The sequence below is a fragment of the Microlunatus parietis genome (assembly GCF_013407955.1).
Taxonomy (GTDB): domain Bacteria; phylum Actinomycetota; class Actinomycetes; order Propionibacteriales; family Propionibacteriaceae; genus Microlunatus; species Microlunatus parietis.
On sequence record NZ_JACCBU010000001.1, the window covers coordinates 1,018,916 to 1,032,163 of the forward strand.

General features: G+C 69.3%; 18 protein-coding genes and 1 pseudogene. 8 read left to right on the forward strand and 11 right to left on the reverse strand.

All coding sequences use genetic code 11. The features are described 5' to 3' along the window. Positions 1-165: 165 nt before the first annotated feature. Together BKA15_RS04840 and BKA15_RS04845 are read left to right on the forward strand one after the other, a co-directional pair. Positions 166-2,760 carry a glycosyl hydrolase gene (locus tag BKA15_RS04840; RefSeq protein ID WP_179748578.1) on the forward strand — a complete coding sequence of 865 codons (2,595 nt, stop codon included), beginning with the start codon at positions 166-168 and terminating at the stop codon, positions 2,758-2,760. After that, positions 2,753-3,097: a pyridoxamine 5'-phosphate oxidase family protein gene (locus BKA15_RS04845; RefSeq protein ID WP_218871069.1), complete on the forward strand. Its 345-nt coding sequence runs from the start codon at positions 2,753-2,755 to the stop codon at positions 3,095-3,097. Before BKA15_RS04840 ends, BKA15_RS04845 begins: the two co-directional genes overlap by 8 nt. 47 nt (positions 3,098-3,144) lie before the next feature. On the opposite strand, the gene BKA15_RS04850 is transcribed toward BKA15_RS04845, so the two are convergent. The 6 genes from BKA15_RS04850 to BKA15_RS04875 form a co-directional block, all read right to left on the reverse strand. After that, on the reverse strand, positions 3,145-4,146 hold the full coding sequence (locus BKA15_RS04850; RefSeq protein ID WP_179748580.1) for an LLM class flavin-dependent oxidoreductase: 1,002 nt from the start codon (positions 4,144-4,146) through the stop codon (positions 3,145-3,147). Positions 4,147-4,274: 128 nt separating this feature from the next. Then, positions 4,275-5,093: a TrmH family RNA methyltransferase gene (locus tag BKA15_RS04855; protein ID WP_179758246.1), complete on the reverse strand. Its 819-nt coding sequence runs from the start codon at positions 5,091-5,093 to the stop codon at positions 4,275-4,277. Further along, on the reverse strand, positions 5,086-5,457 hold the full coding sequence (rplT, locus tag BKA15_RS04860; protein WP_179748582.1) for a 50S ribosomal protein L20: 372 nt from the start codon (positions 5,455-5,457) through the stop codon (positions 5,086-5,088). Before rplT ends, BKA15_RS04855 begins: the two co-directional genes overlap by 8 nt. Positions 5,458-5,488: 31 nt before the next feature. Beyond that, positions 5,489-5,683, reverse strand: a complete 195-nt coding sequence (gene rpmI / locus BKA15_RS04865; RefSeq protein ID WP_179758247.1) for a 50S ribosomal protein L35 — start codon at positions 5,681-5,683, stop codon at positions 5,489-5,491. A gap of 59 nt (positions 5,684-5,742) precedes the next feature. After that, entirely contained in the window at positions 5,743-6,435 is a 693-nt protein-coding gene (gene infC, locus BKA15_RS04870) for a translation initiation factor IF-3 (RefSeq protein WP_179758248.1), read from the reverse strand. Between the two features lie 262 nt (positions 6,436-6,697). Next, on the reverse strand, positions 6,698-7,219 hold the full coding sequence (locus tag BKA15_RS04875; RefSeq protein ID WP_179748584.1) for an SseB family protein: 522 nt from the start codon (positions 7,217-7,219) through the stop codon (positions 6,698-6,700). Positions 7,220-7,361: 142 nt separating this feature from the next. Here BKA15_RS04875 and BKA15_RS04880 point away from each other — a divergent pair, with 142 nt between their 5' ends. Continuing rightward, positions 7,362-7,844, forward strand: a complete 483-nt coding sequence (locus BKA15_RS04880; RefSeq protein ID WP_179748586.1) for a hypothetical protein — start codon at positions 7,362-7,364, stop codon at positions 7,842-7,844. Positions 7,845-7,851: 7 nt separating this feature from the next. On the opposite strand, the gene BKA15_RS04885 is transcribed toward BKA15_RS04880, so the two are convergent. The 3 genes from BKA15_RS04885 to BKA15_RS04895 are packed head-to-tail and all read right to left on the reverse strand — an operon-like array spanning position 7,852 to position 9,524. Further along, complete coding sequence (locus BKA15_RS04885; RefSeq protein ID WP_179748588.1) at positions 7,852-8,331, reverse strand: PH domain-containing protein; 480 nt, start codon at positions 8,329-8,331, stop codon at positions 7,852-7,854. A 4-nt stretch (positions 8,332-8,335) separates the two neighbouring features. Then, positions 8,336-9,211, reverse strand: a complete 876-nt coding sequence (gene hisG / locus BKA15_RS04890; RefSeq protein WP_312878824.1) for an ATP phosphoribosyltransferase — start codon at positions 9,209-9,211, stop codon at positions 8,336-8,338. A 25-nt stretch (positions 9,212-9,236) separates the two neighbouring features. Continuing rightward, positions 9,237-9,524 carry a phosphoribosyl-ATP diphosphatase gene (locus tag BKA15_RS04895; RefSeq protein WP_179748592.1) on the reverse strand — a complete coding sequence of 96 codons (288 nt, stop codon included), beginning with the start codon at positions 9,522-9,524 and terminating at the stop codon, positions 9,237-9,239. A gap of 110 nt (positions 9,525-9,634) precedes the next feature. Between BKA15_RS04895 and BKA15_RS35285 the strand changes: the two genes are divergently transcribed. From BKA15_RS35285 to BKA15_RS35300, 5 genes and pseudogenes are all read left to right on the forward strand, one after another. After that, a complete protein-coding gene (locus BKA15_RS35285; RefSeq protein WP_246322260.1) occupies positions 9,635-10,417 on the forward strand; it encodes an ABC transporter substrate-binding protein in 783 nt (260 codons plus the stop codon). After that, positions 10,326-10,523: pseudogene (locus BKA15_RS37470) on the forward strand (ABC transporter substrate-binding protein); the annotation flags it as partial. The gene BKA15_RS35285 and the pseudogene BKA15_RS37470, both read left to right, overlap by 92 nt. Then, positions 10,462-11,004 carry an ABC transporter substrate-binding protein gene (locus BKA15_RS36255; RefSeq protein ID WP_446685536.1) on the forward strand — a complete coding sequence of 181 codons (543 nt, stop codon included), beginning with the start codon at positions 10,462-10,464 and terminating at the stop codon, positions 11,002-11,004. The pseudogene BKA15_RS37470 and the gene BKA15_RS36255, both read left to right, overlap by 62 nt. Continuing rightward, a complete protein-coding gene (locus BKA15_RS35295) occupies positions 11,004-11,282 on the forward strand; it encodes a hypothetical protein (protein WP_246322261.1) in 279 nt (92 codons plus the stop codon). Before BKA15_RS36255 ends, BKA15_RS35295 begins: the two co-directional genes overlap by 1 nt. A gap of 39 nt (positions 11,283-11,321) precedes the next feature. Then, positions 11,322-11,489 carry a hypothetical protein gene (locus BKA15_RS35300; protein ID WP_246322262.1) on the forward strand — a complete coding sequence of 56 codons (168 nt, stop codon included), beginning with the start codon at positions 11,322-11,324 and terminating at the stop codon, positions 11,487-11,489. Positions 11,490-11,502: 13 nt separating this feature from the next. On the opposite strand, the gene BKA15_RS04905 is transcribed toward BKA15_RS35300, so the two are convergent. After that, on the reverse strand, positions 11,503-12,339 hold the full coding sequence (locus BKA15_RS04905) for a carbohydrate ABC transporter permease (protein ID WP_179748594.1): 837 nt from the start codon (positions 12,337-12,339) through the stop codon (positions 11,503-11,505). After that, a complete protein-coding gene (locus tag BKA15_RS04910) occupies positions 12,339-13,244 on the reverse strand; it encodes a carbohydrate ABC transporter permease (RefSeq protein ID WP_179748596.1) in 906 nt (301 codons plus the stop codon). Before BKA15_RS04910 ends, BKA15_RS04905 begins: the two co-directional genes overlap by 1 nt. Positions 13,245-13,248 lie beyond the last annotated feature (4 nt).

Here is a 13,248-nt window from a genome sequence, read left to right on the forward strand (position 1 = left end):
CTCGGGTTCTGCGGATTGGGGTCGTGAATGCTCGGACAGTCTAGGAACCGCTCGCGTACGCCTGCCACTCGGACACCCCGCCCCGCCGGAGCCCCGGCGACGCCACCTTCGTAAAATCGTTTCATCCGACCCCTGGGCTGCGACGCCCTCGAGGAAGCGAGCGACATGCCGAGCCACGACGCCACCAGCCGGACCGAGTTCCCAGGGAGAGTGGCAGAACTTCGGCGCGGCTTCGCGGAGCCGGATCCGGCGGCCAGACCGATGATGCGGTGGTGGTGGTTCGGCCCTGACGTCGAGGACGCCGAGGTCGAACGAGAACTCACCGCGATGGCCGACGCCGGCTTCGGCGGCGCGGAGGTGGCCTTCGTCTATCCGCTGCGGCAGGTGCGGCACCCGTTCCTGTCCGACGAGTTCGGCGCCCGACTCCGGCACGCCGCCGAGTTCGCCCGGTCGCTCGGGCTGCGGTTCGACCTGACGATCGGCAGCGGCTGGTCGTACGGCGGCCCGCACATCGGTCCCGACCACGTCGCCCGGCGGCTGCACTGGGAGCGCCGGGAGCTGACCGCGGCGGCCGTCCGGGTGCCGGTGGTCGCGCCGTGGCCGGGTGACGAACTCGTGGCCGCCTTCCTCGCCGAGGGTTCGCCGGGGGAGGCGCGGTCCGGCTGGGTCCCCTTGTCGATCTCGGATTCCATGATCACCATCGAGCAGGGCCGCGGGCCCCGGACGGTGCTGCTCGCCTGGTCCCGGCCGACCGGCCAGAACGTGAAGCGGGCGGCGGCCGGTGCCGAGGGTCCGGTCCTTGATCACTATTCGGCGGCGGCCACCCGGAAACACCTTGCGGAGTTGGGAGATCGGCTGTTGGCGGCGGTGCCGGCCGAGCTGCTCGGTTCGGTGTTCTGCGACAGTCTCGAGGTGTACGCGGCGGACTGGACGCCGGACCTGCCGGCCGAGTTCGCCCGCCGCCGCGGCTACGATCCGCTGCCGCACCTGCACCGGCTCACCGTCGAGGAGGCGGGCTCGGCCGAGTTCCGTGCCGATTTCTATCGGACCCTGACCGAACTCGCCGAGGACAACTTCATCGCCGTCTGCCGGGACTGGGCCGCCGGGCACGGGGTGCCGTTCCGGCTGCAGGGGTACGGGGTGCCGCCGGTCACCGTGAGCAGCAACCGGCACGCGGACCTGATCGAGGGCGAGGGCTGGGGCTGGACCGAATTGACCCAGACCCGCTGGGCCTCCTCGGCCGGGCACCTGTACGGCCGGCCGGTGATCTCCTCGGAGATCTGGACCTGGGTGCACTCCCCCTCGTTCCGGGCCACACCGTTGGACCTGAAGGGCGAGGCGCACGAGCACTTCCTGCTCGGCATCAATCAGTTCGTCGGGCACGGCTGGCCCTACTCGCCGCCCGACGCGCCCGGGCTCGGCTGGTACTTCTACGCGGCTGGGGCGCTGGACGACCGCAATCCGTGGTGGCCGGCGATGCCGGCCCTGAACGCGTACCTGACCAGGCTCGGTTGGCTGCTCCGCCAGGGCGAGCCGGTGGCCGACGTGAAGCTCTACCTGCCGGCGAGCGATGTCTATCCGACCCTCGGCCGCGGGCTCGACCTGTGGAAGGCGACCCGGCGGCACATCGGCCCCGAGCTGCCGCGGACGATCCGGTGCGCGGGCTACGACTACGACCTGATCGACGACCCGGCGCTGGAATCGGTCGATCCGGCCTCGGTGCCGGTCGTCGTGCTGCCCCGGGTGACGACGCTGCCGCCGACGGCGCGGGCCTGGCTCGATGCGGTACGGGAAGCGGGCGGCACCGTGCTGGCCGTCGACTCCACCGCCTATCCCGAAGGGGTGGCCGCCACGGTCGAAACGTTCGAGGAGGCGCTCCGCCGCGCCCTGCCGCCGGACGCGGAGCTGTCCGGGGCGGGCGACGACATCGGGGTCGTGCACCGGCGGCTCGGTGACGGCGACCTCTACTTCGTGGCGAACACCGGGAGTACGGTCCGGACCTTCGATCTGGCGCCGCGGACCGAGCGGGATCGCTTCGAGCGTTGGGATCCGGCGACCGGGCAGGCCGAGGTGCTGGCCGGGTCCCGGGCGGCGACGCTGACCCTGCATCCGTACCAGGCGGCTGTGGTCGTCGCCACCGATGGGGCGGACCGCGAGGGCGATGCCGGTGAGCGGGTGGCCCGGTCCGGTTCGGCCGCGGAGTCGCCGCTGGCCGGTCCGTGGCGGTTCGGCTATCTGGACGCCGGCGGCGTCCGCGAGGTCGTCCTGCCGCACCGGTGGGAGGACGAACGGCCGGGCTACTCCGGCGGTGCCTGGTACGAGCTCGACCTGGATGCCCGGCCGGACTGGCTGGACCCGGCGACCGAGTTGATCTTGGATTTCGGGCCGGCCGACGCGATCGATGATCATGATCCGAGCCGCGCGGAGATCCGCGGCAACTCCTATCGGGCGCGGGTCGAGGCTCCGGTCCGGGAGGTCGCGGTGGTCTCGGTGAACGGCGCCGCCTGTGGCGTGGTCTGGGACGCCCCGTACCGGCTGGACTTGACCGGCCGCTTCCGGGCGGGATCCAACACGCTGCGGATCGAGGTCTACAACTCGGCCGCGGCCGCGGTGGCGACCGATCCGGATGCGGCGGCGATCATCGAGGAGAGCCGGCGGCTGTACGGGGTGCGGTTCCATCAGCAGGACCTGGAGCTGGCCCTGGACGGGGTGTCCTCCGGCCTGCTCCGGGTGCCCTCGCTACGCTCCGCCCATGCCTGACCTTGATCTTGATCTTGATCGGCTGCACGGGGAACGGAACGCCTGGCTGTGCACGCTGCGTCACGACGGGTCTCCGCACGTCACCCCGGTCTGGTACGTCTTCGTCGGCGACGGGTTCTGGATCAGCAGCGGCGAGCGCAACACCAAGGTGCGCAACATGATCAACGACCCGCGGGTGAGCCTTGCCCTGGAGGGCGGCGACGAGCCGTACGTGGCGGAGGGTCGGGCCGTCGTACACCGGGACGCACTGCGCGAGGACGTGCTGGCTGCCCTGGCGCAGAAGTACGACGGCTGGCAGGCCGGGGTCGAGATCGAGCCGTACGGAACCGGGTGTTGATCAACGTGCCGGTCGACCGCTGGCTGCTCCGCGGCGCCGCCCAGTGATCAGGCAGCAGCGCGGACGGCCGGGATCACCTGCCGGGCGAAGGTCTCGATCCCCCGCCGGGCCTGCTCGACGGTCAGGCCGGGCAGCCTGCCCCAGAACGCGAAGTGATCGAACGGCACCGTCTCGCGCAGGGTGATCAGCCGGTCCGCTACCTGGTCCGGCGGCCCGACCAGGAAGTCGGCCGGGTCAAGATCATCGGCGGTGATCGGTCGGTCCTCGCCGCGGGCGATCCGTAGTTGATCTTCGAGATAGGCCAGGCACGGGCCGGCCTCGGACCAGGCCTGGTCGGCCGACGCGGCGACATGCGCGACGCCCGTCCAGACGAACGGGAACGTCGCCGCGGACCGGCCGGCCGCGGCCAGCGCCGCCGTGTAGGCCTGATAGCGCGGCGGAAGATCACGTTCGGCGGTGACGTAGACCAGCAGCCCGTCGGCCAGCCGGGCCGCCCGCTGCACGGCCGCCGGCGCGACCGCGCCGACGTAGATCGGGGCGCCGGGCGCAGGCTGCGGCGTGAACGGCCCGTCGGGCAGCGTGTAGCGGCGACCCTCGAAGCCGGTCCGGCCGTCCCGCCAGGTCCGCCGGATGATCCCGATCCCGTCCTCGAGCCGCGACGTCCGCTGGTCGAGCGGCGCCTGGAACAGGGCGAACTCGTCCTCGGCGTAGCCGCGGCCGACGCCGAGGATCAGCCGCCCGTCCGACACCGCGTGCACGACGGCGCCGTCCTCGGCCACCCGCAGCGGATGATGCAGCGGCAGCAGCAGGATGTTGGTGCCGATCCGGATCCGGCTGGTCCGGGCCGCGATCGCGGCCGCCGCGACCAGTGGGGACGGCGCGAATCCGTCGGCGCGCCCGTGGTGTTCGGAGAGCCAGACCGTGTCGTACCCGAAGCGTTCGGCGTCGGTGATCAGGTCCAGGATCTCGGCGTAGTAGGCCGGCCAGGGCACCGTCGCCGGCAGCGGCTGGGAGAAGTCGTGCAGGACACCGAAGGAAGGTTGAGGCACGCCCACCATCCTCGCCCGCGGCCACGAACGCGCCGCACCGCAATTCCCGCCGGCCCGCTCCTCACCGACCGGTCAGTTGTGCAGCGACACGCCGCCAAAACGCCTGCTTTTGTGACCGGTCGGCGGGTTTAGGTGGTGGGGTTCTGGGCGGTGGCGGAGGCGTAGAGGCAGACGGCGGCGGCGGTGGAGAGGTTGAGGCTCTCGGCGGAGCCGAAGATCGGGACGGCGACGACGCGGTCGGCCAGCCGGACCAGATCGGCCGGCAGGCCGTGGGCCTCGTTGCCGAACAGCCAAAGGGTCGGCCGGGCCAGGTCGCCACCAGCGGCCAGGGCGGCCAGGCTCTCCCCCGCACCGTCCGCGGCGAGCACCTGCAGGCCGGCGGCGCGGGCCGCGGCGACCACCTCGGGCACCTCGGCGCCGACACCGATCGGGAGGTGGAACAGGCTGCCGACGGTCGCGCGCACGGTCTTCGGGTTGTACGGGTCGACGGACTCGGCCGACAACACCACCCCGTCGGCGCCGAACGCGTCGGCGCAGCGGATCACCGTACCCGCGTTGCCGGGATCGCTGATCCGGGCACAACAGACCAGCAGCCGCGCCGCACGGGTGATCAACTCCGGCACCGGCCGGAGCTCCATCCGGCAGACCGCGACCACGCCCTGCGGGGTGACCGCCTCGGTCAGCGTACGAAGATCATCGTCGGTGATCAGCGCCGGGGCCGGGTGTGCGGCGGCCAGCTCCGGATGACGATCCAGGGCGGCAGGAGTGAGGAACAGGTCGGACACCCGGCCCGGTTCGGCCAGCGCTTCCCGTACCGCCTGCGGTCCTTCGGCGAGGAACGTGCCGGTGGCATAGCGGTCCTTGCGCCGGAGCAAGCGACGAGCCGACCGGATCCGCCCCCGCGATGCGGCAGGCAGTCCGATCGGCTCGATCGTGGTATCAGGCAGCGGACTCGGTGACCCGGGTGGCCTTGGCCAGCTCGACCAGGGCGGTGAACGCCTTCGGGTCGGACACGGCCAGCTCGGCCAGGATCTTGCGATCGACCTCGATGTCGGCGGCCTTCAGGCCGGCGATGAACCGGTTGTAGGTCATGCCCTCGGCGCGGGCCGCAGCGTTGATCCGCTGGATCCACAGCTTACGGAAGTCGCCCTTCCGGGCCCGGCGGTCACGGTAGGCGTAGACCAGCGAGTGGGTGACCTGCTCCTTGGCCTTGCGGTACAGCCGCGACCGCTGGCCCCGGTAACCGGAGGCCTGCTCCAGAACCTCGCGACGCTTCTTCTGGGCGTTGACGGAACGCTTCACGCGTGCCATTGCACTACTCCTTGACTCGGTGGGGCGCGGCCTACTTGCCGAGCAGCTTCTTGATGGTGGACGCGTCGCTCTTCGCCAGGACCACGGTCCCGCTCAGGCGCCGCTTCTGCTTGGTCGGCTTGTGCTCGTTGAGGTGCGCCTTGCCGGCCTGGCGGCGGACCAGCTTGCCCGAACCGGTTTCCTTGAACCGTCGCTTGGCACCGGTGTGGGTCTTCATTTTCGGCATGATCGTGCCGCTCCTTGTTTCCTTGGTCTGCTGCACGGGGCAACGCCCCGCCGGCTGGGTCAGCCGAGGTCGATGTCCGGGTCGAGGTTGTCGGCCGGACCACGCTTCTTCTTGGTCGCCGGCTCCGCTGCCGCCTTGGCTCGCCGGTCGGCCAGTTCGGTCCGCTCGGCCTCTGCGTCGGCCTCGCGGGCTGCCGCCCTGCGGTCGCGCTCGGCCTGAACGTCCGCCTTGGCCTCGGTCTTCTTCTTGTGCGGGCCGAGCACCATCAACATGTTGCGCCCGTCCTGCTTCGGCGAGGACTCGACGAAGCCGAACTCGTCGACGTCGTCGGCCAGCCGCTTCAGCAGGTTGAAGCCGAGTTCCGGTCGGGACTGCTCCCGGCCGCGGAACATGATCGTGATCTTGACCTTGTCCCCGGCCTTGAGGAACCGGACTACGTGACCCTTCTTGGTCTCGTAGTCATGGTTGTCGATCTTGGGCCGGAGTTTCATCTCCTTGATCACGGTGTTGGTCTGGTTACGGCGGTTCTCCCGCGCCTTCTGCGCGTTCTCGTACTTGAACTTGCCGTAATCCATCATCTTGACCACGGGCGGACGCGCCATCGGCGCGACCTCGACGAGGTCGAGCTCGGCATCCCGGGCCAGCCGCAGGGCATCCTCGATCTTGACGATGCCGGCCTGCTCCCCGGCCGGCCCGACCAACCGGACCTCCGGGACGCGAATGCGATCGTTGATTCGCGGTTCAGTGCTGATTGTTGATCCTCCTCAGTGGATTCCTCAGTGATCGGTACGGCCTCCGCGGCGAATCCCGCCCGGAAACGAAGAAAGGGCCTTCGTCACCAACGAAGACCCTGATCAGGCGATGCGGCCTAGGCCGCAGTCGCGGACCGACCCGGCAACCTGTGACAGTCGCGTCGGGTGGGAGATCAGGTCTCCGCTTGCGGGTTCAACGGGCATGCTGAACCGGTCGGCGCCCACTGTAACACCCGGTGCCCAACGCTGTCAGATCGCGGGCTCAGCCTGCCACCACCGTGGTCCAGCCGAACTCCCCCGGCTCGACCTCGATCAACCGATGCCCGGCGGCCAGTTGACGCAGCACCTCGTCCTCGATCACCAGCGACGCCGGTCCGGCGTGGTCGATCAGCAGCGCGTCGGCGTGGTCGGCGACCGCGGCCTCGGCCGCCTGGTCCAGGGTCACCGGAACCGGCCGGGCCGCCGGATCCCAGGCGGCCAGCGAGTCCGTACCGGTGAAGGAGAGCATGGCCCGTCGTCCGTCCGGTGCTTGCAGCAGCACCACCGACATCTCCGCCTCCTTGTCGGAGGCGAGGCCGCGGGCCCCGGTGCCGATCGAGGTGGCCGTCGCGACCACCGGAACCAGCAGCCGGTCGCCGCACAGGGCCGCGACCGCCCGCAGGTACGCGATCGGGTCCGACCCGCTCGACTCGGCCCACGCGGCCAGCACGGCCCGGGTGGCCGGCGTCGCGCTACCGTCGTCGCCCGGGAACGGGGACTCGGCCAGGGTCCGTTCGTGCTGCATCCGGCTCACCCTAGCCTGGCGCTGACCGTGCGGGATCCATCACCTGAGCGACAACCACCGCCCGACCCGCCACCACCGGATGGGGGCTCGGTACGGGCGGTCACCCATGCCGGGGGCTGGATCGCTGTGGCAGGGTTGAGGCATGCCTGCCTCGGATGCCGTACTCCTCCCGCTCTGCGCCGGAATCGCCCTGCTCGGCGTGATCATCACTGCGCTGGCCTGGCGCCGGGGCAACAAGGGCCGGGTGGTGCAGGGCATCGGTGTCGTGCTGGCCCCGATCGCCCTCTACTTCGCCGGCCTGCTCACCCTGGTCTGGAACGCGATCGTCGCCGTGGTCGGCTGGGCCGCCCGGATCGTGTTCACTCCGTTGGTCTGGCTCGGCATCTCGATGCTCGGCCTGTGCATCGTGCTCTGGGTGGTCGGCGGCATCGTCGCCGGCCGCACGAGCGGGAAGACCAAGACCGACGACGGCGCCAAGCCGGTGACCGGCGGGCAGCCGAAGGCGGTCGGTGGCGCGAAGCCGGCACCCAAGCAGCAGAAGCAGGCCGCGCCGGCGAAGCAGGATCCGGTCGACGACGACCTGGCCGAGATCGAGGCGCTGCTGAAGAAGCGCGGGATCGAATGAGCCTGACTCAGGCGACGGCGGCGCGGTAGCGACGCAGGGCGTCGACCGCCTGCCGGGCCCGATCACCGTCGTGGCCCTGGATCCCCATCAGGGAAAGCCTTTCGGCGTCGAGGTCGGCCTCAAACGGGGTCCCGTCGGCGGGACGCAGCAGGGCGAACGCCCACGGATCGCCGTCCCGCAGAATGATCTTGTGCACCCGGTCCCAGCGGACCCGGTACCGGCGGACCCCGTTGCGGACCGTGAGCCCGTCCGGATCGGCGATCACCGAACTCGCCGTCGCGATGATGATCACCCCGATCATGGCCGCCAGGATCGCGATCAGCGTGCCCAGTTGGAACGGCGTCACCAGGGCCCGGATCGTTGCCGGGAAGGCGAACCAGCCCACCACGGCGAAGATCAGGAATCCCACGGCCAGGGCCCGGCCGACGATGCGCAGCCAGAACGGGCGGAGCACGAGCCGGTCCGGGCCGGGTTCGGTCGAGGGCATCGGGTTACAGCCGGCAGGCGGCGATGTCGGTGACCAGAATGGCCCGGGCGCCGACCTCCCACAGTTCGTCCATCACCCGCTGGGCGTCCCGGCGCGGCACCATCGACCGGACCGCGTACCAGTTCTCCCGGGCCAGCGATGACACGGTCGGCGACTCCAGGCCGGGCGTGATCTCCATGGCCTTGTCCAGGCCCTCGCTGGACACGTCGTAATCCATCATCACGTAGTTGCGCGCGACCAGGACGCCGTTCAACCGGCGCTGCAGTTGATCAAGACCGAGCGGCGACGGCCGGTCGGCGCTGGTGATCAGGATCGCCTCCGAGGTGAGGATCGGCTCGCCGAAGAGCTCCAGGCCGGCCTGCCGCAGCGTCGTCCCGGTCTCCACGACGTCGGCGATCGCGTCGGCGATGCCGAGCCGGATCGACGACTCCACCGCCCCGTCCAGTTCGATCAGCCGGGCCGTCACGTTGTGCTCGGCCAGGTAGCCGGCCACCAGATTCGGGTACGAGGTCGCCAGCCGCAGCCCGTCCAGCCCGGCCACGTCGAGACCTCTGCCGGCCGGAGCGGCGAACCGGAACCGGCTGGCGCCGAAGCCCAACTGCATCACCTCGGTCGCGGCGGCGCCCGACTCGACCACGATGTCGCGGCCCGTGATGCCGAGGTCCAGCACGCCCTCGCCGACGTAGACGGCCACGTCCCGCGGCCGCAGGTAGAAGAACTCGACGCCGTTGGCCTCGTCGTACAGCACCAGGTCCTTGCTGTTCTCCTGGCGCTGCGCGTACCCCGCCTCGCGCAACATCTCGGCGGCCGGCCCGGACAGTCCGCCCTTGTTCGGTACGGCGATCCGGAGGGTCCCGTTCCGGGACTGGGTGTCGGTCACGGCGCTCATCGTAGTCGGGCGGCTCTCACAGCTTCGCGTACACGTCGTCGAGGTCCAGGTCCAGGGCGAGCATCAGCACCTGCAAGTGGTAGAGCAGCTGGCTGATCTCCTCCGCGGCGGCCTCCCGCGACTCGTGCTCGGCTGCCATCCAGACCTCGGCCGCCTCCTCGATGATCTTCTTCCCGATCTCGTGGACGCCGGCCTCGAGCCGGGCCACCGTGCCGGAGTTCGGGTCCCCACTGGCCGCCTTCGCGCTGAGTTCGGCGAACAGCGACTCGAACGTCTTCGGCGTACGGGCTTCGGGCGCGGTCACCGGGCCAGCGTAATGGTCCGGCAACCCTGCCGAAGCCCCCGGTATCCCGACTACGCCGTGGTGACGATCTGTGTGACGACCTCACCCGTTCGCCCGTGGAAGGACCAACGATGGTCACCTACCGGCTCAGTCGACGCACCTTCCTCCATGCCACGGCGGCCGCGGCGGGCGCCCTCGCGTTGACGTCGTGCACCGGCGGCAACAACGGCCCCTCCGGCCAGGACACGGCCGGTGGCGACAGCCGGGCCAACGGCTCGGTGACCGAACCGCTGCCCCCGCCCGGGTCGTACCAACAGGCGCCCAGCCTGGACGACGCCGGCCTGCCCCGGTTGAGGAGCGGCTGCCCGAGCGTCCGTACGTCATCCCGCACCGGTGGGTGCAGCCCGGCAAGTACGGCGGCGCGCTGGAGCTGCTCACACTCTCGCCTCGCGGCATGGCCTCGGCCAGTTCGGACCGTGAGTTCTGCTACGGCCACTCGATACTGCGCTTCCTCAACGACGGGAAGGATGTCGGGCCCTGGCCTGGCCGAGTCGTGGGAGTCCAACGACGACGCCTCGGAATGGACGTTCCACTTCCGCAAGGGCCTGAAGTGGTCCGACGGGCAGCCCTGGACCACCGAGGACATCCTCCGCCTACGTCAACGGGGGCATCGGCCAGAACGGTGCCGTCTGGATGATGCCGAGCCACTATCTGAAGCAATTCCATCCCGAAACCGGTACCGACGTCCCGGCCGACTGGGACACGGTCGGCGGCCTGATGGAGACGAAGGCCGACTGGCATCGCAACCCCGAATGCCCGACGATGCTGGGCTGGCACTGCAAGACGTTCGACAACAATTCGGGGGTGGTGCTCGAGCGCAACCCGTACTACTGGTGCGTCATGCCGAACGGTGATCAACTTCCATACCTGGACGAGATCCGGTTCACCTTGATCAGCGATCCGCAGGCCGGCTTGCTCCAGGTGCAACAGGGATCCGTCGACTACTGTCACGGACCCTTCAACCAGATCGCGCTCACCGACGTCGAAACCCTGCGGAGCGGCGCGACGGAGGCCGGAGCCGAAGTTCCGGCAGGCCGTATCGCACGCGTTCAACCGGGACGCGGTCCGCAAGGCGGTCTATTTCAACACCGGCGAACTGACCACGGGAACCCATAGCCCGAAATTGACCGAATTCAATATCAACGACACGGGTCAGCAGCTTTATCGGCAATGGCGCGATGCCTATGTCGCGTACGACCCGGAGAAGGCGAAGCTACTGCTGGACGAAATCGGCGTCAAGGACACCAACGGCGACGGAGTGCGGGAACTGCCGAACGGAAAGAAGCTGCAACTCTGCGTCGAATACGCGGCGGACATGTCCGAGGAACACGTGAGCAAGGACAATCAGCTGGTCGCCGACCTGAAAGCGGTCGGGCTGTCGATGACGCGCACCCCATCCCGCCGCAGAGCTACGGCGACCGCTGGAAGACCGGCACCCTGATGGGCCACACCAACTGGGGCATCGCCAACGTCGGAATCTCGTTCATCCAGCCGATGTGGCTGGTCCCGGTCGAGCCCGAGCGGTGGGCACCCCTGGAAGGTCGGTGGTACCAACTCCGGGGTACCGGGGAGAACGACAAGGAGCAGGAGCTGGATCCGTGGCAGCGACACCCGCCGCGGCTGGAACCGGAACCCGGCGGCCCGGTGGCCCGGCTCTGGGAGCTGTACGACCAGGGCAAGATCGAGACGGACGCCATGAAGCGGTTCGAGCTCATCTAGGAGATCGAGAAGATCCACATCTCCGAGGGACCATTCTTCATGGGCTGCGTCGCCAACGCCCCGCAGGTGATCGTGGTCAAGACCGACCTGCGCAATGTGCCGAGGCGGGACAACCTCGCCCAGGGCGGACTGGTCAACCCGTGGGCCACCCCGACACCGGCCGTCTACGACCCCGAGTGCCACTACTGGGAGACACCGAAGAACTGACGTCCCCGGCCGGTCAGCGCAGCGCGCCCACCGTCATACCCGCGGTGATCTTGCGCTGGAAGATCAGATAGACCAGGAGCACCGGCACCGTCGCGATGGTGAGGCCGGCGAACAGGCCGGAGAAGTCGCTGGCGTAACCCTGGTTCACGGCGAGCTTGGCCAGGCCCTGGCCGATCACGTACTTCGACGGGTCGGTGACCAGCACGATCGGCAGCACGTACTGGTTCCACATGCCGAGGAAGTCGAAGATGCCGATGCTGATCAGACCGGGCCGGGCCAGCGGCAGCATCACGGTCCAGAACACCCGCCAGTGTCCGCAGCCGTCCAGCAGGGCGGCCTCGGCCAACTCCATCGGCAGCGACCGGAAGAAGGCCGTCAGGAAGAACACCGAGAAGGACAGCGACTGGGTCGCGTAGACGATGATCAAACCGGTGAACGTGTTCAGCAGGCCCAGATTCTTGACCACGAAGAACAACGGGACCAGGGCCAGGAAGCCCGGGAACGCCATCCCGCCGACGAACAGGTAGTAGAGGAAGGTACGGCCGACGAAGCGGAACTGGGCGAGCACGTACGCCACCACCGACGACAACGCCAGGGTCAGGATCAGGCCGAGGGTGACGACGATGATCGTGTTGAGGAAGTACGCGCCGATGTTGGACTGGTTCCAGGCCCGGACGAAGTTGTCCCAGCGCCAGACCGCCGGCAGCGTCCACGGGCTCTCGAAGATCTCCGGGTCCGACTTGAACGAGCTGACGAACGACCACAGCATCGGCACGCAGACGATCACCGCCCAGCAGAGCAAGATCACCTGCGCCGGAGCGCCGAGCAGGGTCCGGCCGAGCCGCGTCATCAGACCTCCCGCCGGGTGAGCCGCAGCGTGACCGTGGTCAGCACCAGCGTGATCACCAGCAGGGTGACCCCGATCGCGGAGGCGTACCCGAAGTTGCTGGACTTGAACGCGGTGTCGTACATGTAGAGCGCCATCACCGTGCTCGAATTGTCCGGTCCCCCGTTGGTCAGGATCTGCACGACCGCGAACCCGTCCAGCGCGCCGATGATCAAGAAGATGATCGCCGTCTGCACCGGCGACCAGACCAGCGGCAGCACGATCCGCCAGAACGTGGCCCAGCGGTTCGCGCCGTCGATCAGCGCGGCCTCGATGATCTCGGTCGGGATGGACGCCATCGCCGCCGTGAACAGGACCACGTAGAAGCCGGCCGAGACCCAGACCATCACGGCGATCACGCTGGCCAGCGACGTACGCGGATCGCCCAGCCAGATCTGCCGCAGCCAGCCCAGCCCGACCGCGGAGAGGAAGCCGTTGAGCAGGCCATTGCGGGGTTCGAAGACGGCCTGCCACATCACCGCGATCACCGCGATCGACAGCACGCTGGGGAAGAAGTAGACGATCCGGTAGAACCCGGCGCCGCGGACCCCGGTCACCGCCCGGTTGCCGGACCGACCCGAGCCGCCGAACGTGATCATGGTGGCCAGGAACAGCCCGAGCAGGATGATCAACACCGGGCAGACCACGAGCATGATCACGTTGTGGCCGAGCGCCCGGAGGAAGTCCGGATCACGAAGCACTCGGGCGAAGTTGTCCAGACCGACGAAGTTCCAGGACGCCGAATAGCCGCCCCAGTCGGTCATCGCGATCCAGACCGCCTGGCCGTACGGCGAGACGACGAAGATCACGTACAGCGCGACCGGGATGATCAAGGCGGACAGGATGAAGCGCCACTTGTGGTGATGCATACGG